The organism is Lysobacter tyrosinilyticus (assembly GCF_054779815.1).
This window is the reverse complement of record NZ_BAAGXN010000002.1, coordinates 144,560-168,836: the sequence shown is the minus strand read 5'-3', so window position 1 is coordinate 168,836 and position 24,277 is coordinate 144,560. Positions and strand designations below refer to the sequence as shown.

At 64.8% G+C, this 24,277-nt stretch carries 22 protein-coding genes, 1 tRNA gene and 1 pseudogene; 15 read left to right on the top strand and 9 right to left on the bottom strand.

All coding sequences use genetic code 11. The features are described 5' to 3' along the window. The first annotated feature begins 31 nt into the window (after nt 1-31). From ACYVGK_RS07065 to ACYVGK_RS07050, 4 genes are all read left to right on the top strand, one after another. Nucleotides 32-6,319 carry an autotransporter outer membrane beta-barrel domain-containing protein gene (locus ACYVGK_RS07065; protein WP_460732631.1) on the top strand — a complete coding sequence of 2,096 codons (6,288 nt, stop codon included), beginning with the start codon at nt 32-34 and terminating at the stop codon, nt 6,317-6,319. A 99-nt stretch (nt 6,320-6,418) separates the two neighbouring features. After that, the gene (locus ACYVGK_RS07060; RefSeq protein ID WP_460732630.1) at nt 6,419-7,621 is read left to right on the top strand and encodes a TIGR03032 family protein; all 1,203 of its coding nucleotides are present in this window, start codon (nt 6,419-6,421) and stop codon (nt 7,619-7,621) included. Continuing rightward, entirely contained in the window at nt 7,618-8,091 is a 474-nt protein-coding gene (locus tag ACYVGK_RS07055) for an EF-hand domain-containing protein (RefSeq protein ID WP_460732629.1), read from the top strand. Before ACYVGK_RS07060 ends, ACYVGK_RS07055 begins: the two co-directional genes overlap by 4 nt. A 35-nt stretch (nt 8,092-8,126) precedes the next feature. Then, the gene (locus ACYVGK_RS07050) at nt 8,127-8,654 is read left to right on the top strand and encodes a hypothetical protein (protein WP_460732628.1); all 528 of its coding nucleotides are present in this window, start codon (nt 8,127-8,129) and stop codon (nt 8,652-8,654) included. A 58-nt stretch (nt 8,655-8,712) separates the two neighbouring features. Here the strand turns inward: ACYVGK_RS07050 and ACYVGK_RS07045 are convergent. Then, a tRNA-Met gene (locus tag ACYVGK_RS07045) sits at nt 8,713-8,789 on the bottom strand. 118 nt (nt 8,790-8,907) lie between these two features. On the opposite strand from ACYVGK_RS07045, the gene ACYVGK_RS07040 reads away from it, so the two are divergent. From ACYVGK_RS07040 to bfr, 3 genes are all read left to right on the top strand, one after another. Continuing rightward, nucleotides 8,908-9,531 (top strand): RNA pyrophosphohydrolase, encoded by a 624-nt coding sequence (locus ACYVGK_RS07040; RefSeq protein ID WP_460732626.1) that lies wholly within the window; start codon nt 8,908-8,910, stop codon nt 9,529-9,531. A 69-nt stretch (nt 9,532-9,600) separates the two neighbouring features. After that, entirely contained in the window at nt 9,601-9,798 is a 198-nt protein-coding gene (locus ACYVGK_RS07035; RefSeq protein WP_460732624.1) for a (2Fe-2S)-binding protein, read from the top strand. 134 nt (nt 9,799-9,932) lie between these two features. After that, nucleotides 9,933-10,403: a bacterioferritin gene (bfr, locus tag ACYVGK_RS07030; RefSeq protein ID WP_460732622.1), complete on the top strand. Its 471-nt coding sequence runs from the start codon at nt 9,933-9,935 to the stop codon at nt 10,401-10,403. A 154-nt stretch (nt 10,404-10,557) separates the two neighbouring features. On the opposite strand, the gene ACYVGK_RS07025 is transcribed toward bfr, so the two are convergent. Next, complete coding sequence (locus tag ACYVGK_RS07025) at nt 10,558-11,163, bottom strand: DUF4126 domain-containing protein (protein WP_460732620.1); 606 nt, start codon at nt 11,161-11,163, stop codon at nt 10,558-10,560. Nucleotides 11,164-11,325: 162 nt separating this feature from the next. On the opposite strand from ACYVGK_RS07025, the pseudogene ACYVGK_RS07020 reads away from it, so the two are divergent. The 6 genes and pseudogenes from ACYVGK_RS07020 to ACYVGK_RS06995 form a co-directional block, all read left to right on the top strand. Beyond that, nucleotides 11,326-11,728: pseudogene (locus ACYVGK_RS07020) on the top strand (bactofilin family protein); the annotation flags it as partial. A 136-nt stretch (nt 11,729-11,864) separates the two neighbouring features. Next, nucleotides 11,865-12,584 (top strand): DUF6776 family protein, encoded by a 720-nt coding sequence (locus ACYVGK_RS07015; protein ID WP_460732619.1) that lies wholly within the window; start codon nt 11,865-11,867, stop codon nt 12,582-12,584. 39 nt (nt 12,585-12,623) lie between these two features. Further along, the gene (gene erpA, locus ACYVGK_RS07010; RefSeq protein WP_460732617.1) at nt 12,624-13,010 is read left to right on the top strand and encodes an iron-sulfur cluster insertion protein ErpA; all 387 of its coding nucleotides are present in this window, start codon (nt 12,624-12,626) and stop codon (nt 13,008-13,010) included. Nucleotides 13,011-13,055: 45 nt separating this feature from the next. Then, the gene (locus ACYVGK_RS07005; RefSeq protein WP_460732615.1) at nt 13,056-13,355 is read left to right on the top strand and encodes a GIY-YIG nuclease family protein; all 300 of its coding nucleotides are present in this window, start codon (nt 13,056-13,058) and stop codon (nt 13,353-13,355) included. Between the two features lie 260 nt (nt 13,356-13,615). After that, nucleotides 13,616-14,539: an NAD(+) diphosphatase gene (nudC, locus tag ACYVGK_RS07000; RefSeq protein WP_460732613.1), complete on the top strand. Its 924-nt coding sequence runs from the start codon at nt 13,616-13,618 to the stop codon at nt 14,537-14,539. 138 nt (nt 14,540-14,677) lie between these two features. Beyond that, a complete protein-coding gene (locus ACYVGK_RS06995) occupies nt 14,678-15,610 on the top strand; it encodes a hypothetical protein (RefSeq protein WP_460732612.1) in 933 nt (310 codons plus the stop codon). Nucleotides 15,611-15,686: 76 nt separating this feature from the next. Here ACYVGK_RS06995 and ACYVGK_RS06990 read toward each other — a convergent pair whose 3' ends face one another. From ACYVGK_RS06990 to ACYVGK_RS06970, 5 genes are all read right to left on the bottom strand, one after another. Then, complete coding sequence (locus ACYVGK_RS06990; protein ID WP_460732611.1) at nt 15,687-16,124, bottom strand: DUF2752 domain-containing protein; 438 nt, start codon at nt 16,122-16,124, stop codon at nt 15,687-15,689. Continuing rightward, nucleotides 16,124-16,474, bottom strand: coding sequence for a CD225/dispanin family protein (locus ACYVGK_RS06985; protein WP_460732609.1), 351 nt, complete (start codon nt 16,472-16,474; stop codon nt 16,124-16,126). The genes ACYVGK_RS06990 and ACYVGK_RS06985 overlap by 1 nt, the downstream gene beginning before the upstream one ends. 279 nt (nt 16,475-16,753) lie before the next feature. Further along, a complete protein-coding gene (locus ACYVGK_RS06980) occupies nt 16,754-18,649 on the bottom strand; it encodes an MFS transporter (protein WP_460732607.1) in 1,896 nt (631 codons plus the stop codon). A gap of 377 nt (nt 18,650-19,026) precedes the next feature. Next, nucleotides 19,027-19,236: a hypothetical protein gene (locus ACYVGK_RS06975; RefSeq protein ID WP_460732605.1), complete on the bottom strand. Its 210-nt coding sequence runs from the start codon at nt 19,234-19,236 to the stop codon at nt 19,027-19,029. Between the two features lie 154 nt (nt 19,237-19,390). Continuing rightward, nucleotides 19,391-19,795 (bottom strand): response regulator transcription factor, encoded by a 405-nt coding sequence (locus tag ACYVGK_RS06970; protein WP_460732603.1) that lies wholly within the window; start codon nt 19,793-19,795, stop codon nt 19,391-19,393. A gap of 195 nt (nt 19,796-19,990) precedes the next feature. Between ACYVGK_RS06970 and ACYVGK_RS06965 the strand changes: the two genes are divergently transcribed. Together ACYVGK_RS06965 and ACYVGK_RS06960 are read left to right on the top strand one after the other, a co-directional pair. Further along, nucleotides 19,991-20,980: a diguanylate cyclase domain-containing protein gene (locus ACYVGK_RS06965; protein WP_460732601.1), complete on the top strand. Its 990-nt coding sequence runs from the start codon at nt 19,991-19,993 to the stop codon at nt 20,978-20,980. 168 nt (nt 20,981-21,148) lie between these two features. Continuing rightward, nucleotides 21,149-21,721, top strand: coding sequence for a DUF4136 domain-containing protein (locus ACYVGK_RS06960; RefSeq protein ID WP_460732600.1), 573 nt, complete (start codon nt 21,149-21,151; stop codon nt 21,719-21,721). Between the two features lie 86 nt (nt 21,722-21,807). Here ACYVGK_RS06960 and ACYVGK_RS06955 read toward each other — a convergent pair whose 3' ends face one another. Further along, nucleotides 21,808-22,329 carry a hemerythrin domain-containing protein gene (locus ACYVGK_RS06955; RefSeq protein ID WP_460732599.1) on the bottom strand — a complete coding sequence of 174 codons (522 nt, stop codon included), beginning with the start codon at nt 22,327-22,329 and terminating at the stop codon, nt 21,808-21,810. Between the two features lie 284 nt (nt 22,330-22,613). Next, on the bottom strand, nt 22,614-24,251 hold the full coding sequence (locus ACYVGK_RS06950) for an XVIPCD domain-containing protein (RefSeq protein ID WP_460732597.1): 1,638 nt from the start codon (nt 24,249-24,251) through the stop codon (nt 22,614-22,616). Nucleotides 24,252-24,277: the final 26 nt, after the last annotated feature.

The following is a 24,277-nucleotide window of genomic DNA, read 5'->3' as shown; positions in this document are numbered from 1 at the left end:
ACAAGAACGATAACGCTCAGCAGGGGAAGCAATGACCGGATCCAGCCCGCAACACACCGGCGCGCGTAAGCAGCGCGTTCGCACGACCCCTGCGGTCGCTCCCGTTACCCGCGCCATCCGCGCCGCCCTGGCCATGTCGGCCACGATGCTGGTGCTGTCCGGACCAGTGCTGGCGGCCGATACCTGCAGCTACACGGCGGTTGCACGCAACAGCTACGTTTGCGACGGGCGTTTCGTCCAGACCGGTCACGATGCAGGCTTGCTGCCGCCCATCGATCTGACCCGGGTGCGGGGCGAAGAGGCACCTGTCAGCGTGATTCCGGCGGTGGGGGCCGCCGGTTGGGCCGGCGATGTCTCGCGCCCCCACCTGGGCAGCCTCGGCGAAGAGGCTGACGCGAGCATCGCAATTTTGGAAGCCGGCACGGTCGACGATGTCACGGTGATCGGCGGTAATGGCATTGACGCCGCAAGCGCGGCCCAGCTCTTCTCGGTCGCCAACAGCAATGACATCAGTGTCAGCGGCTCTGACTGGCAGTACGGCATCCGCGAGAACGACTTCTACTACGACGTCACCGTCGTCAACAGTGGCGACCTCGACGTCGATTCGTCGGGTGTAGGCGGCCCGTATTCGCCCGGCAATCATGCGTTTGGCATCCGCGCGAGTTCCTTCTACGGCAACGTCGATGTAACCAACATCGGTGCGATCAGCGCCCGCGCCAGCAATGATCCCGACTCTGGCTACTCCTATGCCAGAGGCATCGTCAGCCTGTCCTATTACGGGGACGCCAGCATCACCAACGCAGGCGCTATCGACGTCGCCGCCGATGGCGAGGATTGGGCGCTCGCGTTCGGCATCTACAACATCGCTTCGGGCTTCCACGAATCGACGGTGGACAACAGCGCGTCGATCACCGCGAGCGCCACCACCGATGGCAGCGGCAATTACCAGTGGGCGTGGGCCGCCGGTGTAAGGGCCACAGCCATTTATCCCGCATACGGTGCCGTGGCGGGGTACGACGACGTGCTGCTGCACAACTCCGGCGACATCACCGCCTCGGCCAGCGTCGAAGGGCACGACGGCAACGCCGTGGCCTGGGGTGCCTACACGATGTCGCTCAATCCGGGCGGCACGTCCACGCTCGTCAACGACGGCACGATCTCCAGCTACGCCCATGCCGGCGTCGCGGATTCCAGCTACAGCTACGCCGCCGGCATCATCGCCGCCAATCGCCACGGCAGCTCGGTAGCGGTGAACAACGGCTATGTGGATGCCGTCGCCCGCAACGATGCCGCGGACGGCGCCGCCCAGGCCATCGGGATCAAGTCGATCTACCTCAGCATCGGCTACGGCGACTCGAGCATCATCAATGATGGAGACGTCGAAGCGCATGCCTCGGGATACGGCGGCCGTGCCCTGTCGACCGGTCTCTCCACCGGGGGCTCCTACAGCGGCAGAACCAGCACGATCGACAACTCCGGCCGTGTGATCAGCACGGCCGACATCGACACCGCCGGCATCGCCTTCGCGACCGGCATCAGCGGCAGCAGCAGTTACGGCGCCGATGTCCTCAACAGCGGTTACGTCACTGCGGACGCGACCGTCGTGGACGGTCGCGCCTTCGCCACGGGCGTTTACGGCAAAAGCGACAGCGGCGGCTACACCACGATTACCAACCTGGGCGACATCGATGCCAACGCGGTCGTCACCGGCAGCGACGCCTACAACCTGAGCCACGCTACCGGCATCCGCGCATCGGGCTACGACGCCGCGTCCGTCAACAACGCGGGGCTGATCGACGCAAGCACCATCGCCAACACCGGTGATGTCACGGCCTATGGTGCGGTCAGTTCCTCGTATCACTTCGCTTATCTGACCAACGCTGCCGACGGCATCATCGACGTCAGCGCCAGCACCCTGGACGGCAACGCGCTCGCCGTCGGTGCCCTGGTCGCCGGCTACGATGTGGCCACGCTCAACAACTACGGTGACATCTCCGCTCTCGCCACCAGTGCGGACGGCAACGCGCAGGCGTATGCCGCTGTCGTCAACGGCACCAACGTGGGCATCGGCCTGCTGATCAACGGTGGCGATCTCAACGCCGAGGCTTCGACCGGTACGGGCGGTACCGCGTACGCAACCGGCGCCTACGTGTACGGAAACGTCGCAAGTGTCTTCAACGACGCACACAGCAGCGCCACGGCCACGGCTGGCGCCGGCGGCACGGCCACGGCGCGCGGCGCACGCGTCTACGGCATGTACACGGCGGTCTCCAACTACGATGCGCTCACGGCCAGCGCTACCGCCGACGGCGGCACCGCCATGGCCAAGGGCGCGGAATCGATCGGCTATTTCGGGTCGTCCGTTGACAACGCCGCCGACATCCTGGCGGTCGCCAATGCAGATGGCGGTGTGGCGACGGCGATGGGTAGCTATTCGCTGGGCTTCATCTTCAGTTCCTACACCAACAACACCGGAACGATCGTTGCCGATGCCAGTGGCGCCAGCGCCGATGCGCTGGGCGTCCTCAATGCGGCCCTGTACCTCGGGGATGCAATCACGACCAACGACGGCGACATCCATGCGATCGCCGAAGGCACGGTGGCGCCTTACGGAGAAGAAGAGGCCGTAGCCATCGGCGTCTACAACTTCGCGATGTACTACGACTCGGCTGTGGACAACCGCGGGTCGATCTTTGCCAGCGCCGAGGCGACGGAGGACATCTTCGGCACTTACGGGTTCCTCCAGGCCAAGGCAATTGGCGTGCAGGCGCTGGCTGCGTATGGCTACGGCGAGACGTCGATCGTCAATACCGGAGACATCAACGCGGCGGCCCTCACCAGTCAGGGCTATGCATCCGCCTGGGGCGCCGTTGCCCAGTCGGGCGCGTACGGCTCCGCGGCGATCGAGAACGACCGTCTGATCACCAGCTATGCCCATTCCGAAATCGGTATCGGCACCGCCATCGGCGCCTACGCCCTCACTGTGGCTGGCACCTCGCAGCTCATAAACCATGGCGACATCGTCGCCACGGCGGATGCCGAACGCGGCATCGTCAACGTAACCATCGATTACGCGGATGCAACCGGCGTGCGGGTGTTGAGCATCCCGTACGGCGCCGGCGAAACCATCGTCGACAACTACGGCAACATCCAGGCGCACGCCAGGATCTACGGCGGCTTCGGCTACGCCACGGGCGTCGAGGCGTACAGCCAGAACACGTCGATCCACAACGCCACTGACGCCAACATCCTGGCGACCGTCAACGCTGAACTCTTCGGTGCTGCATTTGCCATGGGCATTGAGGCCGGCGGTACGTACAGCGTCGACGTCGCCAACGACGGGGCGATTACCGCCTACGCCCACGCCAACGCCTATTCGGACGCCAACTACGGTTTCCTCGGTACCACCGCCGCCACCGGCGTCTATGCCAACGCCAGCTACAAGGGCGATGCCATGGTGGTGAACAATGGCGACATCAATGCGATCGCCCTTTCCGAGAACAGCGTCGGCTGGGCCCAGGGCATGGCCGGCGCAACCGGTGTCAACGCCTACGCCAAGTACGACGCGACCATCGTCAATGCCGGCGACATCAACGCCATCGCGGAGTCCGAATTCGGCATCGTCGGTGCCTACGGAGCGGTCGCCCGCGGCAAGTACAGCAGCAACATCATCAATCAGGCCGGCTCCAGCATCGTCGCGTCGGCGACGGTCGGCAGCCTGGCGGGCGACCAGTCCTCGGGGCGTGCCGTCTCCTTCGGCACCCAGATCTTCAAGCGAGGGATGGAGGACGCCGTCACCTACAACGCGGGCAGCATCGTTTCCCACGCCGTGGTAACTCCGGACGGAACGGGGGTGCCGATTGGCAGCATCGCCACCGCCTTCGGCAGTTCCATCGGCTACAACTCCGCGGTCATCCGGGGCGAGGTGACCAACGTCGGCAGCATCGAGGCCCTTGCCAGTGCCGATTTCGGCTACGCATCGGCGTACGGCGCCTTCGTGGCCACCGATCGCGAGGCGCTCATCACCAACGACGGTGACATCCAGACGGGCGCTTCCGCGACCGGCGGCAACGCCTTCGCGGTCGGCACCTACGCGTATGCCTTGCACCGGACGGTGAGCTACAACTGCGACGCCTACGGCTGTGACTGGGCGAATCCCATCGTTGTGATAGACGACGGCAGATCGCTGATCGAAAACACCAACCAGATCACCGTGGCGGCAGCGGCGCAGGGCGGCGTGGGCTACAGCTACGGCGCGGTCGCGCTCGGCGCGTTGAACGCCGACGTCAGCAACTCGGGGCGGATCAGCGCGGTCACCGATGCTGAGGACGCCCTGGCAATCGGTGTCCTCGCGAACAGCTTCTATGGTTCGGCCGGATTGCAGAACGACGGCGACATCATCGCGATCGCGGATGGCGACATTGCCAATGCCTACGGTGCGCAGATCCTGGGTGCCTACGGTGACCTCAGCAACGGCTACCTCGCGGCGACGCTCACCAACTCCGGCAGAATCCTCGCCCGCGCGGACGGCACCACCGTGACCGCCACCGGCGTGCAGGTCACCGGCCGCAACGGCGACGGCATCCGGATCGACAACACCGGCACGATCATGGCCGCGGCCTATGGCGCCGATGCGACGGCTACCGCAATCGCGATGGATTCCTACGGCAGCAACACGCTGACCAACACCGGCACCATCGCCGCGTTCGGCGATGGCATGCGGATCGCCATCGCCTCGGGCAGCGGGGCGATCGCGAACATCAGCAATGGCGGCTCGATCACCGGCGCCATCCTCACCGGTGGCCTGGACGACAGCTTCGACAACACCGCCGGTGCCACCTGGCATGTCGTAGGCGACTCCGACCTCGGTAACGGCGACGATCGCATCGTCAACAACGGCGCGATCTTCCTGGACAACGCGGCGATCCGTCTGGGTGGCTACGTCAACGGCAACACCTTCGACAACTTCGGTCTGATCGGCGTCTCGGGCAGCAACGTGCTCGACATGGACAATCCGTTCCCAGTTTCCAACAACGGCACGATCAGCTTCGTCGACGGCGCACCCGACGACACGCTGACCATCGTTGGCGACTTCGCCGGTGACGGAGCGATCAACCTCGACGTCAGCACGCTGAATCTGGCCAGCGACCGCCTCTACATCGACGGTAGCGTGATCGAACCAACGACGCAGACGATCAACGTGAACCTGACCGGTGCCATCAATGCACCGAGCACCGCTATTCCGCTGGTGAGCGTCAGTGGCAGCTCGACGGCAAGCGACTTCGTGCTGGGTAACGTCGGCTACGGCGCCAACGGCTTCCTGACCCTGGGGTTCAACCTGGAATCCAGCATCGATGCCAGCAATGCGCGCGACGACGTGTTCTCGCTCGGGGTGGACGTCACCGGTCTGAACGACGCCGGCTCGCTCGCCGCCGCCATCGCGCCGGGTGCACAGAGGCTGGTCGATGCGCAGGTCGGGACCTGGCGCCAGCGCATGGGCGTTCTGCCCACCACGAGCGATACCGTGGCGGCCCCGTGGTTGCGCATGTTTGCCAGCAGCGGCGATGTGGATGCGAAGCACGACTCCAACTTTGGTGCGGGCGGCGTGTTCGGATTCCATCAATCGAACCACGGCTGGGAATTCGGCCTGGACTTCCGTGCGTCCGAGCATCTCGCTATTGGCGTGCTGTTCGGCAAGTCGGACGGCAACCAGAGTCTGGACGGTGGCGGCAATGACCGCCTCGATGGCACGGCGTTCGGCGTGTACGCCACATGGCTGAGCGCCAACGGCTTCTACGTCGATCTGTCGCAACGTCGCGTCGATGTAGATGCCCGCCCACGCATGTCGAACGCGGCGGTCCCGAGCGATGCGAAGGCCGATGCATTCAACATCGAGGCCGGCTTCACCGCATGGAAGCTCGCAGGCGTGAATGTGGTGCCGCAGCTGCAATACACCCGCACCCGCATCGACGAACTCGATCCGGTGCAGGACGGCGCTTCAACTTTCGTCAGCGATGGCGGCGTGTCCTCACGCGGTCGCCTGGGTGTGGCTTTCGATAAGAGCTTCCAGGCATCGGGCTTCACGCTGACGCCGTACGGTTCGCTCAACGTCGTGCGCGAATTCGATGGCGAGTACGACTACTCGGTCAACAGCGGTCTGCTCGGGTCGACCCGCACCGATGGCACCAGCTCCATGCTCGAACTGGGCCTGGGCGTGCGCAAGGGCGGGTTGTCGCTGAGCGGCGGCATGAACTGGACCGACGGTGGCGCTCAACAGGGCGTCATGGGCGGTCAGGTGGTGGTGCGTTACGGCTGGTAAATGCGAAGTGCGGGCCGGCGAACGAAATCGCCGGCCCGTGATATCGAAGTTTCAACAACGCCAGACGCTGCGTCTGGCTGGAATCAGGAGTGGCAACACGTGGTAAGCAAGCATCCGCCCGAGGGCAACCAGGACATCGATACCAAGGACGGAAGCAGTGAAGCGCAATTGGAGACAGTAGGAGCCGAACCGGTCGTCGCTTCACAGCAGGCGGCAACGGCCAAGCCGCCGTTGAATCTGGCTCAGCTGAAGGTCGAGAAGAGCTGTTCGCGAGGCTTGGCCGCGTGGCTGGCGGGCAACCGAATTTCGCTTGCCATTTCGTCGTACCAGACCGGGCGTCTCTACCTGGTCGGCAGCGACAAGCAGGGGCGCGTGTCGTTCTTCGAACGCATCTTCGAGCGCGCGATGGGTATCGTCGGCAACGCGCAGCGCATCTATCTCGGCGGCCTGTATCAGTTGTGGCGGTTCGAGAACGTGTTGCGTCCCAACGAGACGATCCGCCAGCAATTCGACAAGTGCTATGTGCCGCGCAACGCACAGACGATCGGCGATCTCGATATCCACGAGCTCGGCATCCGCAAGAACGGCAAGGTGGTGTTCGTCAACACCAAGTATTCGTGCCTGGCCGAACTCAGTCAGACCCACAGCTTCAAGGCGATCTGGAAGCCGGACTTCATCAGCAAGCTCGCGCCCGAGGACCGCTGTCATCTCAACGGCCTGGCGATGGTGGATGGCGAGCCGCGCTATGTCACCGCGGTATGCCGCAGCGACACCGTCGACGGTTGGCGCGATCGGCGTCACGATGGCGGCGTGGTGATCGACATCACCACCAATGAAATCGTGTGCGAAGGTCTGTCGATGCCGCACTCGCCGCGCTGGGCGAACGGCAAGTTGTGGGTGCTCAACGCCGGCACCGGTCATCTGGGTTGGGTCGACTTCGAAACCAGGAAGTTCGTGCCGTTAGTGTTCGTGCCGGGCTTCGCGCGCGGCCTGTCGATCGTCGGCAACGTCGCGGCGATCGGGCTGTCCAAGCCGCGCAATCAGCGCTTCGAAGGGCTGCAACTCGATGAGGAGCTGCGCAAGCGCGATGCCGATCCGTGGTGCGGTGTACAGATCGTGTCGCTGGCTACTGGCGACGTATTGAACTGGATCCGTTTCGAAGGCGACATCACCGAGATCTTCGACCTCAGTTTTCTGCCGAACGTGCGTAATCCCATGCTGGTGGGCCTGCGCACCGCGGAGATCCGCGAACTCATCACTTTCGAATCGGCACTGGACGCGGTGGAGGCGGAGGTCGCATGAGTCGCATAGATCGATTCATGGCCGTGATGGCCGCCGGCATGCTGTTGCTGACGATCGCGGTGGCGAGCCTGCTGTTGTTTGCCGGAACTTCCGGCGCCGCGCAGGCCGCCGAAGCCACCGTTCCGGCCGCCGGCGCGCAACCGGCATCGTCTTCGCGCCTGTTCGACTCGCTGGATCGCAACAAGGACCAGGTGCTGTCGCGCCAGGAATTCCAGTCCGGCTACGCCGGATTGCAGCGATTCATCGTCATGCAGGGGCGCCTTCACGAGCAGTTCGGTGCATTGGACGTCGATCGCAGTGGCGCGATCGATGGCGATGAGTACGCCAATCTCGAGCTGATCAAGCGTCTCGGCAACACGGCGCCATCGCTTTCCATCTTTGATGCCAATCACGACCAGAAGCTGGGATTCGCCGAATACGCGGAGGCGGTCCACAAGCTCGCGATGCCGCAGCCATCGACAAAGAAGTAACCGGCGTGCAGCACCCGGTTGTTCAGGAGACGCAAGTGAGTACCGAAATTTCGTTTGAAATCGTTCCGGTCTGGAAGCGAGTCAGCGCGGAGCTGTCCGCCGAACTGATCGATCTTTGGGGACGCTCGCAGGCCATTCCGGATCCAGCTCGCGCTGCCCAGCGTGCACACCAGGCCGTGTGCATCGCACGCGACCCGTCTGGTGCCCTCTGTGGCGTCGGCACAGCGGTGATTCGCGTCCTGCCACGGCTGCGGCAGCCGCTGTACTACTACCGCCAGTTCTTCGCCCCGGAGTTTCGCGGCCAGAAGCAGGCGATTCCATTCTTCAACGAGGCGCGCCGGCTGCTGGAGCAGCACAACGACTCGCTGCTTGAGCCCGAGAGTCTGGGGATGCTGCTCGAACTGGAGAGTCCGCAGCTGGTAGCGCGATCCGAGCGCGCCTATGAGCCTGCGGCGGATTCGACCTTCATCGGCTATTCGCCTCGGGGACTGCAGTTGCGGGTTTCCTACTTCAAGAACGCACGCTTGTTGTCGGGGCCCGTTCAGCTGCGTGCGTCTGCATGATCTGCGGCGGCTGAAAAACAAAAAGCCCCGCTTCGGCGGGGCTTTTTCTTCGGCGCGTTGGTGGCTATGGGTGGACTCGAACCACCGACCCCAGCATTATGAGTGCTGTGCTCTAACCGGCTGAGCTACATAGCCGCGCGAGAACCGCGAATTATTCCTATCCGAGGGGCTCTCGTCAATCGCCCCCTGCCTTGCTTGTCCGTCGACCGGGCCCGTGGCAGAGTCGGATACAGCGCATTACGGAGTCCGCATCGTGATCGATCCGGACGGTTACCGACCCAATGTCGGCATTGTCCTGATGCACCCGGATGGCCGGGTGTTCTGGGCCCGCCGCGTGCATCGGGATGGTTGGCAGTTCCCGCAGGGCGGGATGAACAGCGACGAGACGCCGCTGGAGGCCATGTATCGCGAGCTGCGCGAAGAAACCGGCCTGTTGCCCGAACATGTGGAGGTCCTCGGCGCCACGCCGGGCTGGCTGCGCTACCGACTGCCGCAGCGGGCAATCCGCCGCCAGGACCGGCTTGTGTGCATCGGCCAGAAGCAGGTCTGGTTTCTGCTCCGCCTGACCGGGCAGGAGAGCGACCTGTGCCTGGACCTGACCGACAAGCCCGAGTTCGATCATTGGCGCTGGGTGGACTTCTGGTACCCGCTTGAACACGTGGTGACCTTCAAACGCGGGGTCTACAACAGCGCCCTGCGCCATCTGGCTCCCGTGGCCCGTCGGGTCGCGGGCTTGCAGGCGGTACCGGTTCCGTCCGGGCCGGATCCGCGGCACGATCCGCGTCGCAACAGCGGGCGTAATCGCCAGCGGCCGCGTTCGCGCTCCGAACCGCCGGCGTGGGGTGGAAGCGGGTCGTCCGACCCCTCGTCTAATTGACAATCATTCGCATTCATGGCGGAATAGTCCCGCAGCCAATCGGGCTGTGCACGACCGCCAGTCCGCCGCATGTACGTCTGCATTTGCAACGGAGTCACCGATCGCGACATCCGCCAGGCTGTTGAAGCCGGCTGCCGCAGCGTGCCCGAACTGACCATGCGCACCGGCGCCGGGGCCACCTGTGGCAGCTGCCTCGACCTCGCCTCGCAGCTGATGGATGAAGCCCGCACCGTGCACGAGTTGCCGGTGCTGTCGCAGGCCGCCTGATTCGCCGCATTCACGCGGCTTTCGATACCTCGCTTCCAGCTGCAAGTGACTCGCGGATGCATTCGATTCGCGTTTCGTCATCGCGCGTGCAACAGGACTAGAGTCGCGTCCTCGACATTGCACGGAGCAGCGCCATGAAGGGCGACGCCAAGGTCATCGAATACCTCAACAAGGCGCTCTACAACGAGCTGATCGCGATCAACCAGTACTTCCTGCACGCCAAGATGCTGAAGAACTGGGGCCTGAAGGAACTCGCCGACCACGAGTACCACGAGTCCATCGACGAGATGAAGCACGCGGACAAGTTGTCCGAGCGCATCCTGTTCCTCGAGGGGCTGCCGAACTTCCAGGCGCTGGGCAAGCTGCGCATCGGTGAAAGCCCGCGCGAAGTGCTGTCCTGCGACCTCGCGCTCGAACTCGAAGCCCTGCCGATGCTGCGCGAAGGCATCATCTACTGCGAAAGCATCAAGGACATCGTCAGTCGTCAGTTGCTCGCCGACATCCTGGCTTCGGAAGAGGAGCACATCGACTGGATCGAGACCCAGCTCGCGCTGATCGACCGCGTCGGCGAGCAGAACTATCTCGCGATGAAGATGGAAAGCTGAGCGGCAACCGCTCACCCGCGAAAAACAGAACGCCACCGCAAGGTGGCGTTCTTGCATCGAGAGTCGTGCCTTGTAGAGCGGAGCTTGCTCCGCTGCTGTTCGATTTCGCTCCCGGCAAAAGCAGCGGAGCAAGCTCCGCTCTACAAAGCAGCCGCTAGGCCGCCCCGAGCCCCGACGGGCCATCGCCCAGCGCCGGCTTGCGCTGCCGGAACAGCTTGCGCCAGACCCACCACAGCAACAGCGCGAACATCGCGGTGATGAACACCACGATCGACAGCGCCAGCCATGGGTGCGCGAATACCAATGCCAGTCCGCCCACGGTCGCCACGTCCTCGGTCACCGAGGCGGTCCAGTTGGTCACCGGTTCCGGCGAGGCATTCAGCAGCGCCCGGGTTCCCGCCTTCAGCGCATGGCTGGTCAGGGCCACCCCGGCCCCGGCCGCGAGGGCACCCGCGCCCAGATGGCCGTCCGGCGACAGGGTCGCGGCGGCTAGGAAGGCGCCGGCCGGGATCCTGAGCAGGGTATGGAGCAGGTCCCAGCCCGAATCGACGCCCGGGATCTTGTCAGCGAAGAATTCCGCGGCGGCCAAAGCCCCGGAGACCCCGATCACCCAGGGCGACTGGGTCACCTGCAGGGCGGCGGGGAGCTCGAGCCAGCCCATCGCGCCGGCCAGGCCGACCCCGAACACGGTCAGATAGACCCGGATGCCGGCCAGCCAGGCCAGCACTACGCCAATTGCGAACAGGTGCGCATCCGACATGGCCCGCTCCGGCTAGACTTCCGCCGCGAGTATAGGGGAAGGGGAAATCCGTCCAGCCCGGCCGCCGCCCTTGGTGAGCGGGGGTTCATGCCGCAGGTCGTGTCCAGTCGTTCCACTGCCCGGCACAACGGACGCGACGCTTCCACAGACATTGGGGAAACCATGTTCAAGAAAGACAACAAGAAGTCGACTGTCGCCCCCGGCCAGGTCGATACCCTGATCGGCCCGCAGGTCGTGATCCGCGGCGATTTCCATTTCTCCGGCGGCCTGTACGTCGAAGGCCGCATCGTCGGCAAGATCATCGCCAGCAATGGCGAAGCCGCACAGATCACCCTCGCCGAAGGCGGCGTGGTCGAAGGCGAGGTCCGTGCGCCCAACGTGATCATCAACGGCCAGCTGGTCGGCGATGCCCACGGCGACCACGTCGAGCTGCACCCGAAGGCGCGCGTCAACGGCAACGTCCACTACAAGGTGATCGAGATGATCGCCGGTTCGACGCTCACCGGCCGACTGATCCATTCCGAAACCGCGGCCGACGGCGCGCATGCCGAGACCGGCAACGTCACCCCGATCAGTCCGGACGTCGCGATCGCCTGATCTCGAGCCCGATGTCGATCAGCCCGATGTCGATCAGCTGATCGGCGTCACAGCATTAACCGCCGGCACACACGGCCGGCGGCCAATGCCGCTACTCTCGGCGGATGTACAAGCGACAGCAGACTTCCTGGTTCGCCGAGCACAAGGGCACGCTGGCCCTGAGCATGGTCGTCCTTGCCGCGCTGGGCTTCGGCGGCTGGGGCGCGTGGCAGGTGTTCGCGCCCAACTCGGGTGACCCGCGCGCGCAGATCGGCAGCCTCAAGCGCGACTACGCCAACCTGCAGGACGAAACCGAGCAGCTGCGCCAGCGCGTGGCCACGTTGACGCGTTCCGACCAGATCAGCCGCGATGCCAACCGCGACCTGCAGGGTGCGATCGGCGACCGTGACGAAGAGATCGCCGGCCTCCGCGCCGACGTCGCCTTCTACGAACGTCTGGTCGGCGCCACTGCGCAACGCCACGGCCTGAGCGTGCACGCGCTCCGGGTACAGGCGCAGAACGGCCCCGCCTGGCACTTCACCGGCACGCTCACCCAGAACCTCAACCGCGGCGCGGTCAGCGACGGCACGCTCACGCTGACCCTGGAAGGCACGCGCGAGGGCAAACTGCAGAAGCTGGCCTGGGGCGACCTGCGCCAGCAGCCCAATGCGCCGGGCGTGCCGTATTCGTTCAAGTATTTCCAGCAGGTAGAAGGCGACTTCTTCGTACCCGCGGGCCTGACCCCGGTGAAGGTCAGCGTACGGCTGCAGCCGCGCTCGGGCGCTGCGATCGAGCAGTCATTTACCTGGGCCGAAGCCGAACGCGGACAGACCGTTGCCGAATAATGGGTTGAATGCGCTGCCCTCGCGCCCCATCCTGAGCGCATGAGCCAGAGCACTACCACCACCCTCGACACCGCCGCGCCCGATTACCAGGCGCTGGACCGCCCGCTGACCTTCACCTCTGCGGCCGCGGCCAAGGTGCGCGAACTGATCGCGGAAGAGGGCAATGCCGAGCTCAAGCTGCGCGTCTACATCCAGGGCGGCGGCTGCTCCGGCTTCCAGTACGGTTTCGAATTCGACGAGCAGCAGGGCGAGGACGACCTGGCCGTGAATACCGACGGGGTCACCCTGCTGGTCGACCCGCTCAGCCTGCAGTACCTGATGGGCGCGGAAGTCGACTACACCGAGAGCCTGCACGGCGCCCAGTTCGTGATCCGTAATCCGAACGCGAAGACGACCTGCGGGTGTGGGTCGTCGTTCTCGGCTTAGGACAAGCTATACACGCCGTATGACGGCATCGCTCAAGGATGAGCAATGTTCTGGGTTTACATGCTTCGCTGCGCCGACCGCAGCTACTACATCGGTCACACCGACAATCTCGACGCGCGCATTGCCCAGCATCACGCCGGGACATTGCCGCGCTACACGCTCGCACGCCGGCCGCTCACGCTGGTGTTCTCGCAGGAGTTCGTGACTCGGGAGGAGGCGCTTGCGGTTGAGCGTCAGTTGAAAGGGTGGAGTCGTGCCAAGAAGGAGGCGCTGATCCAGGCGGATTGGGCGGCCATCAATCGATTAGGCCGAGGGAAACATCGGCATCAGCGGGATGTGGGCTGAAGGCGGCCCTTCGACTTCGGCGCTTCGCGCCTACGCTCAGGGCGAACGGAAGGAATCGCGAGCGCGATCGGTGTAAAGGCGAAAGTGATCGCGAACGGAGCTCTCAGGCCCATGTCCGCTTTTTCCGCAGTCATATCATTGTCCGTTCGCCCTGAGCGTAGGGCCGCAGGCCCGAAGTCGAAGGGGCCCGCGCGCCGCGCAATGCACGGATTCCCGCACATCCCCGATAATCCGCACTCCTCCGCGCCGCGAATCGCCCGATGCCCGCATCCCCGTTCGCCTTCGTCGAAACCGATGCTATCCGCGCCGCGCTCGATCGCGCCGATCATCTCCGCAATGACAACGATGCACTCGCGCGCCTGTGGTCGAATGCGCGTGTCGTCCTGCTTGACGACAACGGTCACGCCTACACCGATGAACAACGCCGCCTGCTCGCGCCCACCGGCGCGCAACTGAGCGCGGGCCCGGGTGGCCCTGGTGCCGCGATCTTCCTCGGCATGGACGCGCAGCAGCAAGCCTGGTTCGCGCTCGACGCCAACCTCACCGCCTTCGAAGCCCCGCAACGCAGCGAACTGCGCGCTGCCGCCACGCACTGGCCGCACTTCGAAGCCTCCGTGTTCGCGCAGGCGCGCGCGGTGCAGCACTGGCGCCAGCGTCACCGCCATTGCGGCGTGTGTGGCGGCGCGCTCGTGTACTCGCGCGGCGGCTGGCTGGGCAGCTGCGCCCAGTGCAAAACCGAACACTACCCGCGCACCGATCCCGCGGTGATCGTCGCGGTGAGCGACGGCGAGCGTCTCCTGCTCGGCCGCCAGGCCGCGTGGCCCGCGCGGCGTTACTCCACCATCGCCGGCTTCGTCGAACCCGGCGAATCGCTCGAACACACCGTCGCCCGCGAAGTGCTCGAGGAAACCGGCGTGCGGGTGAAGTCGTGCCGCTACCTGGCCTCGCAGCCGTGGCCGTTTCCCAGCTCGCTGATGCTCGGCTTCATCGCCGAAGCCCATCCCGACGAGCCGCGCCTGAGCGACGAGCTGGAAGACGCGCGCTGGTTCACCCGCGACGAAGTCATCGAAGCACAGGCCCGCGAAGCCGACCCGGCGCGCGACGACGGCACCGGTCTGCTGGTATCGCCCCGGGTGTCGATCTCGCGCTGGCTGATCGATCGCTGGGTGGAAGCCACGGCCTGAGCCGCGCTGGCCATCGGCACGTCCCTATCGCGTTCATGTCGATAGGGGAAAGTGTCCCAGCGATCGTAGGGCCCACCCGCTAGAATCGACCGTGCCGCTTTCACGTCGAACAGCTGCCCCGTTCCGCAAGGATCCGCCATGGCCGTCACCCTGATCGCCGTCGTTGCCGCCCTGGTCATTGGCCACATGGCGCAGTCGTTGGCCGCCTCGGTGCGGCACTACGACTGGTACGGCAACTGGCTGGGCTGGCTCAATACGCAGTTTCCGGAAGACAGCTTCTGGCGCGGCCGCTGGGGCGTCACGCTGGCGCTGGTGCCGCCGCTGCTCGCCGTCGGCCTGTTCCAGCTCGCGCTGCACGAACCGCTGTACGGCCTGGCCGGTCTCGCTTTCGCGATCATGTTGCTGTTCTACAGCTGGGGCCCGCGCGACCTCGATCTCGATATCGAAGCGATCATCAACGCCCCCGATGCCGCGACGCGGCGCCAGGCCATGACCGTGTTGTGGCCTGATGGAGCGCCGGCCAACATCGACGGCGGCGTGCTGATCTCGGCCGTGTTCCAGAACGCGCTGCGCCGCTGGTTTGGTGTGTTGCTCTGGTTCTTGTTGCTCGGTCCGATGGGCGCGCTGTTGTACCGCCTGGCCGTGCTGTCCTGTGAGGGCAGCTTCGCGCAGCGCCTGTCGATGGATGCCCGCACCGGCGCGCGCACACTGCTCCAGCTGCTCGACTGGCCGGTCGCGCAACTGCTCACGCTGGCATTGGCGCTGGTTGGAAACTTCGACACCGTGCTTGGTGCATGGCGCGAAGCCGGCGGTGCGTCGTTCACGCTCGACCACAACTTCCTCGATGCCGCCGGCCGCGCCAGCGTACGCACCGAACTCGCGGAGGAAGCCGCCGACTACGCCGACGAAGCGAGCGAGCTGGGCGAGGGCGCTGGGATGAGCGCCGCGCCCACCGTGGCCACTGCTACAGAGCTACCGGAACTGCGCGATGCGATGAGCCTGGTCTGGCGCAGCCTGTTGGTGTGGCTGGCCGTGTTGGCGTTGTTCGTGATTGCCGGCTTCGTGTCGTAGGGCGGGTTGATCAGCTTCGCTGCTGAAAGCCAACCCACCAAAGGTGTACCGAAAAGCAGCGTGTCAAAGACCCGCGTTACAGCGCGCCAACTGGCGCCAACCATTCCAGCCCCGGCAGATTGCGCAGCACGCCGAAGACCACCAGCGCGCCTATCCACCAGCGTCCATCGAAGGCCACGCGCGCAACCGGCCGCGGTAGCAGCGACTTTTGCATCAGCCCCTGCGCAGCCATCAGCGCCAGCAGCGGCAGGCTCGTCACCAGAAAGGCGTTCATCGCCAACGCGCGCTTTAAATCGAAATGCACCAGCGCATGCAGCGCGCGGGTAATTCCGCAACCGGGGCAATACCACCCGGTCAGATCGTGAAACACGCACGACGGGAACCAGCTGCCCGTCGCGCTCGGATCGAAATTCCACAACAGCCACACGCCTACCAACATCGCACCCAGCCCCGCCGCCCCGAAGGCGACGGCGGCCGGGCGCCATATGCGCAGCGGCTGCGCGGCCGCGCTCATCAGCGGTGCTGTTCCATCTGCTGAGCCCAGTTCTTCCAGTACGACGCGGAGTCGTAACCGGCGATGCGCATGCCGATGTTGATCAGCAGGCCGAGGATGCACAGGCCGGTGGTGATCTGGCACCACAGCTTGGCCTTCTTCGACGCGTCTTCGGCGCCCGCGCGGTCACCCGACGACAACTTGCTGTTGACCTGCGACGCGAACACGATCGCGACGATGCCGGGAATGGTGCCGACGATGCAGCACAGGCACACCGAAGCGATAGTGATCAGGATCGCCCAGACCAGGTAGTTCGAAACCGGGCCGTACGACGACGACTGTTCCGGCGGAAATGACGGCGGTGTGCTCATGACTTGTCCCCAAAGCGATGATGGATGGATCCCCACAGGCCGTTGCGGCCCTGGGCGGCATCCTAGCAGTGGGGGTTCGGTAGCGTCACCGTGACTTCTGCAAGGCGACGCACGGCCCCTCACCCTGCGTTGCTGCGCAACGCTGTCCCTCTCCCCGCAAGCGGGGCGAGGGAAACTGCTGCAAACGAGATGATCTTGACCTTCTCCCCGCTTGCGGGGAGAAGGTGCCCGAAGGGCGGATGAGGGGGCGCTTTTGCTGTTGTTTCCTACCAACGCGACCTAAGCCGCATCCCCCCGCAATTCCTGCACCTTCCCCTGCAACGACTCCGCACTCACCAGGAACGGATCCAGCGCCGCATCCGCCATCACCTCGACATGCGCGCGGAATCGCCGCGGCACCCGCATGCGACCCATGCGCCCGTCGCGATGGCTCCACATGCTCGCCCACATCCCGCGTAGCGCCATCGGCACCACTGGCACGGGGCGACGTTCGAGAATCTTTTCCACGCCCGATTTGAACTTGGCGATATCACCATTCTTGGTCAGCGCGCCTTCCGGAAAAATCCCGACCATCTCTCCATTCGCCAGCGCCGCATCGATCTCATCGAACGCGCGCTGCATCAATGCCGGATCCTCCTTCGCACCCGCGATCGGGATCGCCTTCGCGGTACGGAAAATCCAACTCATCACCGGAATGCGGAAGATCTTGTAGTACATGACGAACCGCACCGGTCGCGGGATGCTCGCCGACAGCAGCAACGCATCCATGTAGCTAACGTGATTGCACACGATCAGCGCCGCGCCTTCGTCCGGAACGTGCTTCTCGATCCCATGCAATCTCAGCCGGTACAACGTGCGCACCAGCAACCAGCTGACAAAGCGCATCGCGAACTCCGGCACGATCGTGAAGATCCAGATCGCCACCAGCGCATTGACGATCGCGAGGGCCAGGAACATCTGCGGAATCGACCAGTGCAGCACCCGCTGTGCGGCAATGCCAACGCCTGCCGCGAGCACGATGAAGAACGCGTTCTGGATGTTCACGCCCGCGATCACGCGCGACAGTTCGTTCTTGGGCGTGCGGCTCTGGATCAGCGCGAACAGCGGCACCAGGAAGAAGCCGGCGAACAAGCCGATCCCGACCAGATCCATCACGATCCGCCAGCTGCCCGGCTGCTGCAGGAAGGTCGACGCGGTCAGCCCGCTCACCGGTGCCGCACCGCTACGCGCGAAGTACAGATCGAGCAGGAACCCGGTCATGCCCAGCGCACCCAATGGCACCAGGCCGATCTCGACCGTGCGCGCCGACAGCTTCTCGCACAGCAGCGAGCCGACGCCGGTACCGATCGAGAACAGCGCCAGCGCGAACACATAGATCGAGGTGTCGTTGCTGGGCGCACCGAGATTGATCTCGGCGTACGTGGGCAGGTTCGAAGTGATCACCGTGCCGAAGAACCAGAACCACGACACCCCGAGCACCGAGTTGCGCACGCCCAGCTGCTTGCGCGTCAGGCGCATGATCGCGAGCGATTCGGGCAGCGGATTCCAGTTGATCTTCAGATCCGGCGCACCGGCTTCGGCGGGCGGAATGAAGCGGCTCACCACGTTGCCGGTCACCGCCAGCGCAATGATCGAGATCGCCGCCGCGAGCGGTCCGTGCGCGCCGGCCACCTGGAAGATCAGCCCGCCAGCCAGCATGCCGATCAGGATCGAGATCGACGTGCCCATCTCGACCAGGCCGTTGCCGCCGGTGAGTTCCTCCGGCTTGAGCACCGACGGCAGGATCGAGTACTTGACTGGACCGAACAGCGTCGACTGCACGCCCGTTGCGAACAGTGCGATCAGCAGGACGGTCATGTTGTGGGTCACGAAGCCTATCGCCGCGAACGACATGATCACGATTTCCATCGTGGTCGTGATCCGGATCAGCTTCGACTTCTCCAGCTTTTCGGCGATCTGCCCCGCGGTCGCCGAGAACAGGAAGTAGGGCAGGATGAAGATCGCCGGCGCGAGGTTGGTGTAGAGCGTCTTGTCTTCCGAGCTGACGCTGAGGAACCCGAGCAGGCCGATGATCGCGAGCCGATAGACGTTGTCGTTGAACGCGCCCAGGCACTGGGTAATGAAGAACGGCAGGAAGCGACGTTGCCTAAGCAGTTCGAATTGGTTGTGCGCCATGCGGCCCCCGGAGTTTGGCGGGAGCCTAGCAAACGGGAGCGTCTTACCGAAGCCCGGACGGGTTTGCGCGAAACCCGCCCCTCACCCTGCGTTGCTCCGCAACGCTGTCCCTCGCTCTGCCCCCCGGCCCTTGCGCACAGCGCAAGGGCGTTCAGTCGGGCGTGCGCCGGTGGCGCACAAGCGCCCGCCTTCACCCCGCAAGCGGGGCGAGGGATTTGCGACAAGCCCTTCTCCCCACACTGCGGGGAGAAGGTCGGAGCGGGCGATAGCCCGCGGAGGGAAGGGTGGATGAGGGGCGCTCTTGATCCTGCTTCCGCCCCAATAAAGAAAAGGCCCCGCCAAGCGGAGCCCTTTCCAAAGCCAAACAGCAAGCCAAGTTAGTGGTTGCCACCGCCGCTGCGATCACGATCCTTCGAGCCGCTCTGATTGCTGCGATCCGTCTGACCCTGCTGGCGACCGCTCTGGTCGCTGTGGCTGGCCTGACGGCCCTCCTGCTCGCGTCCCATGCCTTCGCGACGCTCACCCGGAGTACCCGGCGTGCCCGTGCGATTACGATCCTGGTTGGTACCCATCGTCTTGTTGACCATCTGTACTAACTCCGTGTCACCGACCTATCGTCAGCGCGGGAATCATGCGCGCGCGCCAAGTAGACGACAGTGAGAGTTACGCGAACATTGTGCAAAGCAGCCGTGCATTCAGGCGCGTCATCGGGCCTTTCACACATTCACGTAGCGGAATTCTTCAGATCACCGGATGCTTTCCGGGGCGACTTGGCGCCCAATGCGCCGCATCCGGTCGATGGATCTCGCCACACAGCGCCCGCAGCGCAATGATCAGCTGCTCCGCCGAATATGGCTTGCCGATCAGAGGTTGCCAGCGCATGTCATGCGGCATGTCGATGCGACGCATCGACGAGGCGAAGAGAAAAGGAACACCGCAGGTGTCGAGCCGGCGTGCCAGCTCGAACGATGGTGCGTCGGCCAGGCAGATGTCGAGGATCGCCGCGTCGATCTTGCTACTCGAAAAAATCGCATCGGCCTCGGCCAGGTCGAACGCATAAGCGCCCTCGAAACCTGCTTCCAACAGGGCATCCGATAACAGTGAGGCGAGTCGTCGATCATCCTCGACGATCAATATGCGTTTCATGGCCGGTCCGTGGGGAGATGCAGCACTAGCTTGGCCAAACGCGCGTATGCATCGCGTCAGCGTCGATCATCGGTGTGCGGCCTCGCTACGTATTCAGCTGCCAGGGGCTGAATAGTTCAGAACGCTGTCCGATGTATTCACGGGCCCATGGCCCCGGCTGTACAACTATCGTGACGACTCAACCGGCCGTCTGCGATGAAAGATCGCGAACTCGTGCAGGCCCTGCTGGACAGCCCCAGCAGCCATGCCATCGTCGTCACCGATCTCAAGGGCGAGGTGATGCTGTGGAACCGAGGTGCCGTACGCATCTTCGGTTACACCTCGCCCGAGATCGTAGGCACGAGTGCCGAACGTCTGTTCGTTCCGAACGACCGCAAGAACGGCATCGCCTTCCAGGAGATGAACAAGGCGCGGGAGGATGGCTGCGCCGGCGACTTCCGCTGGCACATCCGCAAGAACGGCACGATGTTCTGGGGCGACGGCATGATGTATCCGGTGCGCATCCAGGGCCGTCATATCGGCTACATGAAGATCGTGCGTGACGCCACTGCACAGAAACTGCGCGAAGACGAACACGAGCGTCTGGCCTTCGTCGATGCGCTGACCGGTCTGCCCAATCGCGGCGAGCTGTACCGTCGCATGGTCGACATGCTCGGTTCCGCGCAACGCCACGACGAACTGCTGGTGCTGCATCTGATCGACCTGGATGAGTTCAAGGAAGTCAACGACTCCCACGGTCACCCCGCCGGCGACACCGTGCTGATCGAAATCGCCCGCCGCATGGGCGCGGCCTTGCGCACGACCGATCTGCTTGCACGCCTGGGCGGTGATGAATTTGCCGTGCTGCAGCCTGCCGCCCACGACATCCCCGCGTCACTCGTAGTCGCCGAGAAGTTGCTGCACGAAATCATGCGGCCGATATCGATCGGCGAGACCGAAGTAAGCGTGTCCGGCAGCATCGGGATCAGCGTCTATCCCACCGATGCCACGGATATGGAGCAACTGGTGGAGCACGCTGACGTCGCGCTGTATCAGGCCAAGGCCGAGGGGCGGAATCGATACAAGGTCTACGACCCCAGCGATGCGGCCGCGGCGTGCCAGTTGCGGGCGGGCCAAGCGGGTGAAGCGATCCTTGTAGAGCCGAGCCTGCTCGGCTCGCCTTTCCAACCGCCGCGCGGAACCTAAGAGCAAGCCGAGCAGGCTCGGCTCTACAGGAGCAAGCGCGCGGAGGGCGCCTGCCTGAACCGGTTACCCAAGCCCCGCGGGTTTCGCCCGCATTCACGGCCGCACTACCGTCGCGGGCGGAAGGTACTGCTGCGGGGGCTACGCTCGATCACCCCGCAGGAGGTTCCAATGAACCGCATGCTGGTTGCTTTGATCCTCGCCATCGCGGCGACGCTGGCGGCCTGCGCCAGCACGCCGATCGTCTACACCGATCAGGACCCCGCGGCGCAGTTCGGTGGCTACCGCACCTACAGCTGGCGCGAGAAGGCTGAGAAGGCGCCACCCCTCGTCGCACAGCGCATCGTCGACGCCGTCGACACGCAGTTGCGCGCCAAAGGCTGGACACCGGTCGCCAGCGGTGGCGATGTCGTGCTCGCCGCCCATGTCGCCACTCGGCAGGAATACGACCTCGACACCTTTTACGACGACCCGTTCTGGGGCGGCTGGGGCTGGGGCGCCGGCTGGGGCCACTGGGGCCCGGGGTGGGGCATGAACGCCGGCATGCACACCACGCGCGTGCACAGCTACACCGTCGGCACGTTGGTGCTCGACATGTTCGACGCCAATACCAAACAGGCGATCTGGCGCGGCACCGCCGAGGCTGTGGTGCCGCGTGACCCGAAGAAGTACACCGAACAAATCCAGACGGGCGTGACCAAGATGTTTGCCGGGTTCCCGCCGGGGAGTGCGCCGACTCGATAGACGATGTCAGTGCCTTTCGATGCGCGATGTCGATGAGGGGGAGCTACACGCATCGCCTCCGAAGAGGCGATGCGCTGCTACCGCGCTCAGCTGTGGAGCGACCTTACCGCGCCCTTGAACCCGGCCTTGGCCTTCTCCGCGAGCAGCAGGTTGGCCGCCGCATCGGAGTTCTTCCAGGCCTCGTACTTTTCGTCGAGCTGCGCGCGCTCCTCGCTGGAGAACAGCTCGCGGGCCATCCTGAACATGGTCTTTTCTTCTTCCTTGGCGTGGTGATCGACGAATTCGCCGAAGACCTTGGTGCGTCCCGCGAACTCCGGCGTTCCCGGCTCGACCGCGTGCACTTCCGGTATCACGGAGTTCTCGACCGCATGGTGCTCAGCGAGGGCCTCGGCAAGCGTCTGCAGTCCGTCGCGATCGGCACGTTCGCGGAAGGCCGGATAGAAGACCTGCTCTTCCCATTTCGCATGTGGGATGAGATTGGCCTCGATCGCTTCGAGCAGGCCTTCCCGCTTCTTCACACCGCGGTCGGTGGTTTCCTTCAACTCGTCGAACAAGCCGCGAAGGGCGTCGTGTTCGTCCTTGAGGGTCTGCAGGATGTCGCGTGCCATGGCTTGCCTCGAATGACTCTGGAGTGAGAAGTACATTCGCCCCTGCGTAGTGCAGGTCGCGTGTAAGGGCCGGAGTCAGGTGGCGCGCAGACCGCGAAGAACAAGCTTTGATTCAATCTTCGTGCATGTCCTTCTCCCCGCCTTGGCGGGGAGAAGGTGCCCGAAGGGCGGATGAGGGGCGCTTTTGCTGCTGCTTTGCTTACGCCCCCTCACCCTGCGTTGCTGCGCAACGCGGTCCCTCTCCCCGCAAGCGGGGCGAGGGATGTCCAGTGCGAAATTCGGTGCTAAGTCAACACCCGCTGCGGCTGCTCACGCGGCGCCATCGGTTCCCGCTGCGCAATCGCATCCACCGCGCGCAGCGACTCCTGCAACGGCGGCACCGGCGCGGACAGATCCACCTTGGCCCAATAGCCCGGCGTCTTTCCCACCACCCAGGCCTGTCCGTCCATCACCGCCACTTTGTCGAGCTGCGCCACGTCGCGAATCCCGCTCTCCTGCGCCCGTGCCATCACATGCGCCGCCTGGTCGATCGACGTGCCGGCAGGCAACTGCCGCTGGATCGCGTCGAGCAGGCTGGCATCGCGCCCGTTGAGCGGCAGCGCTCGAGCATCCGGCGCGTGCGCTGGCGGAGCGGCCGGCGTCGGTGCCGCAGGCCGCGCAGCTTCCGGCACGACCGGCGCCGGAGCATCCGTCGTCGCCGTACGCGCCGGACGCAACAACGCCGCATTCGGGTCGACATGCAGCAGCCGCTCGATCGCGCCATTGCGGCGCATGTTGAGATCGACGGTGCCGTCGTGATGCGTGGCGCGGACCAGATCGGTGCGATTGACGTCGCTCCAGACCCCGCCGATGTACGACTTGCCGATCCCGTTCCCGTCCATCACCACGAAATCGTCGCCGGCCGCGTACAGCGCCTTCGACTGCGCGTGATGCCGGCCGCGCGCATCGATCACGTCGTAGCCGTAAGTGCCGCCGCGATCCAGCGCGTGCACGAAGGCCGGCGCGTTGTCCGCATGCATGAAGAGATCCTTCACCACCGGATACTGCGACGAGAGATTGGGCCGAGCGGCCACATTCGCCGTCGTGGTCGGATTGATCAGCGGATCGGCGACCACGTCCTGCCAGTTCTGACGCATCGGGTTGCGCGGGTCGGTGTTGCGCAACGCGATGAAGACTTCCGCGCCGTGCAGGGCATGCGTGCTGCCGGACTCGACGTAATCGACCCGGTTGTTGCGATTGGGCAGGATCGCCGCCACGGCATCGCGCACATCATCGACGCTGTTTACTCGCCCGTTCTGGATGTTCCCTAGAATCCGCGGGTAATAGCCATTGCCGCTCTGGTTCTCGAGCTTCATGAAGATCGTCGCCAGCCGCGCCTGGTCGTCGGTCGAGGCGTTGCGATACAACGTGGTCTGCTGCAGCTGATCCACCGCGCCGCCCGCACGCACCAGCCGTCCGACCTGGGCCACATCGCGGTCGTGCACGAAAGTGATGCCGGCGTCGGAGGCCAGGAAGCGATTGAGATGCGACTTGATGCCCGTATCCAGATCGCGGCCGTGCTGCGCCGTGATCGTGTGGCCATTGCGCGACAGGTCGCTGGTCGTCTGCGTCACCTGTGCGGGCGTGAGGGCCCAGTCCGGATGTTCGCGATTGGCCCAGGTCTGATAAGCCGTCACCAGCTCGGTCGCGACTTCCGGATGCTGGCCCAGATCCGTCTGCAGCGTGCCGATCGAATAGCCGCTGTTGCCGACCGGCGTCATGACGCCCTGGCGGATGTTGCCGGCGAAGGACAGGTGGTAGGCGACATTGCGTCCGCCCACGCTGCCTTCCGATGAGACGCCCACCGCAAAGTAGGCGAGGGCGCGCAGCTCGGCATCGGACAGCGTCGCCGGCGCAGCGGCCGGCGTGGTCTCGTTGGTCATGGGTGTTTCCTCCTTGAAACGAAGCG

What these genes read in the sequence shown, in the direction of transcription:
- ACYVGK_RS07065 (WP_460732631.1), top strand. Translation starts at nt 32, where the DNA reads ATGACCGGATCCAGCCCGCAACACACCGGCGCGCGTAAGCAGCGCGTT.
- ACYVGK_RS07055 (WP_460732629.1), top strand. Translation starts at nt 7,618, where the DNA reads ATGAGTCGCATAGATCGATTCATGGCCGTGATGGCCGCCGGCATGCTG.
- ACYVGK_RS07035 (WP_460732624.1), top strand. Translation starts at nt 9,601, where the DNA reads ATGTACGTCTGCATTTGCAACGGAGTCACCGATCGCGACATCCGCCAG.
- bfr (WP_460732622.1), top strand. Translation starts at nt 9,933, where the DNA reads ATGAAGGGCGACGCCAAGGTCATCGAATACCTCAACAAGGCGCTCTAC.
- ACYVGK_RS07025 (WP_460732620.1), bottom strand. Translation starts at nt 11,163, where the DNA reads ATGTCGGATGCGCACCTGTTCGCAATTGGCGTAGTGCTGGCCTGGCTG.
- ACYVGK_RS07015 (WP_460732619.1), top strand. Translation starts at nt 11,865, where the DNA reads ATGTACAAGCGACAGCAGACTTCCTGGTTCGCCGAGCACAAGGGCACG.
- erpA (WP_460732617.1), top strand. Translation starts at nt 12,624, where the DNA reads ATGAGCCAGAGCACTACCACCACCCTCGACACCGCCGCGCCCGATTAC.
- ACYVGK_RS07005 (WP_460732615.1), top strand. Translation starts at nt 13,056, where the DNA reads ATGTTCTGGGTTTACATGCTTCGCTGCGCCGACCGCAGCTACTACATC.
- nudC (WP_460732613.1), top strand. Translation starts at nt 13,616, where the DNA reads ATGCCCGCATCCCCGTTCGCCTTCGTCGAAACCGATGCTATCCGCGCC.
- ACYVGK_RS06995 (WP_460732612.1), top strand. Translation starts at nt 14,678, where the DNA reads ATGGCCGTCACCCTGATCGCCGTCGTTGCCGCCCTGGTCATTGGCCAC.
- ACYVGK_RS06990 (WP_460732611.1), bottom strand. Translation starts at nt 16,124, where the DNA reads ATGAGCGCGGCCGCGCAGCCGCTGCGCATATGGCGCCCGGCCGCCGTC.
- ACYVGK_RS06985 (WP_460732609.1), bottom strand. Translation starts at nt 16,474, where the DNA reads ATGAGCACACCGCCGTCATTTCCGCCGGAACAGTCGTCGTCGTACGGC.
- ACYVGK_RS06980 (WP_460732607.1), bottom strand. Translation starts at nt 18,649, where the DNA reads ATGGCGCACAACCAATTCGAACTGCTTAGGCAACGTCGCTTCCTGCCG.
- ACYVGK_RS06975 (WP_460732605.1), bottom strand. Translation starts at nt 19,236, where the DNA reads ATGGTCAACAAGACGATGGGTACCAACCAGGATCGTAATCGCACGGGC.
- ACYVGK_RS06970 (WP_460732603.1), bottom strand. Translation starts at nt 19,795, where the DNA reads ATGAAACGCATATTGATCGTCGAGGATGATCGACGACTCGCCTCACTG.
- ACYVGK_RS06965 (WP_460732601.1), top strand. Translation starts at nt 19,991, where the DNA reads ATGAAAGATCGCGAACTCGTGCAGGCCCTGCTGGACAGCCCCAGCAGC.
- ACYVGK_RS06960 (WP_460732600.1), top strand. Translation starts at nt 21,149, where the DNA reads ATGAACCGCATGCTGGTTGCTTTGATCCTCGCCATCGCGGCGACGCTG.
- ACYVGK_RS06955 (WP_460732599.1), bottom strand. Translation starts at nt 22,329, where the DNA reads ATGGCACGCGACATCCTGCAGACCCTCAAGGACGAACACGACGCCCTT.
- ACYVGK_RS06950 (WP_460732597.1), bottom strand. Translation starts at nt 24,251, where the DNA reads ATGACCAACGAGACCACGCCGGCCGCTGCGCCGGCGACGCTGTCCGAT.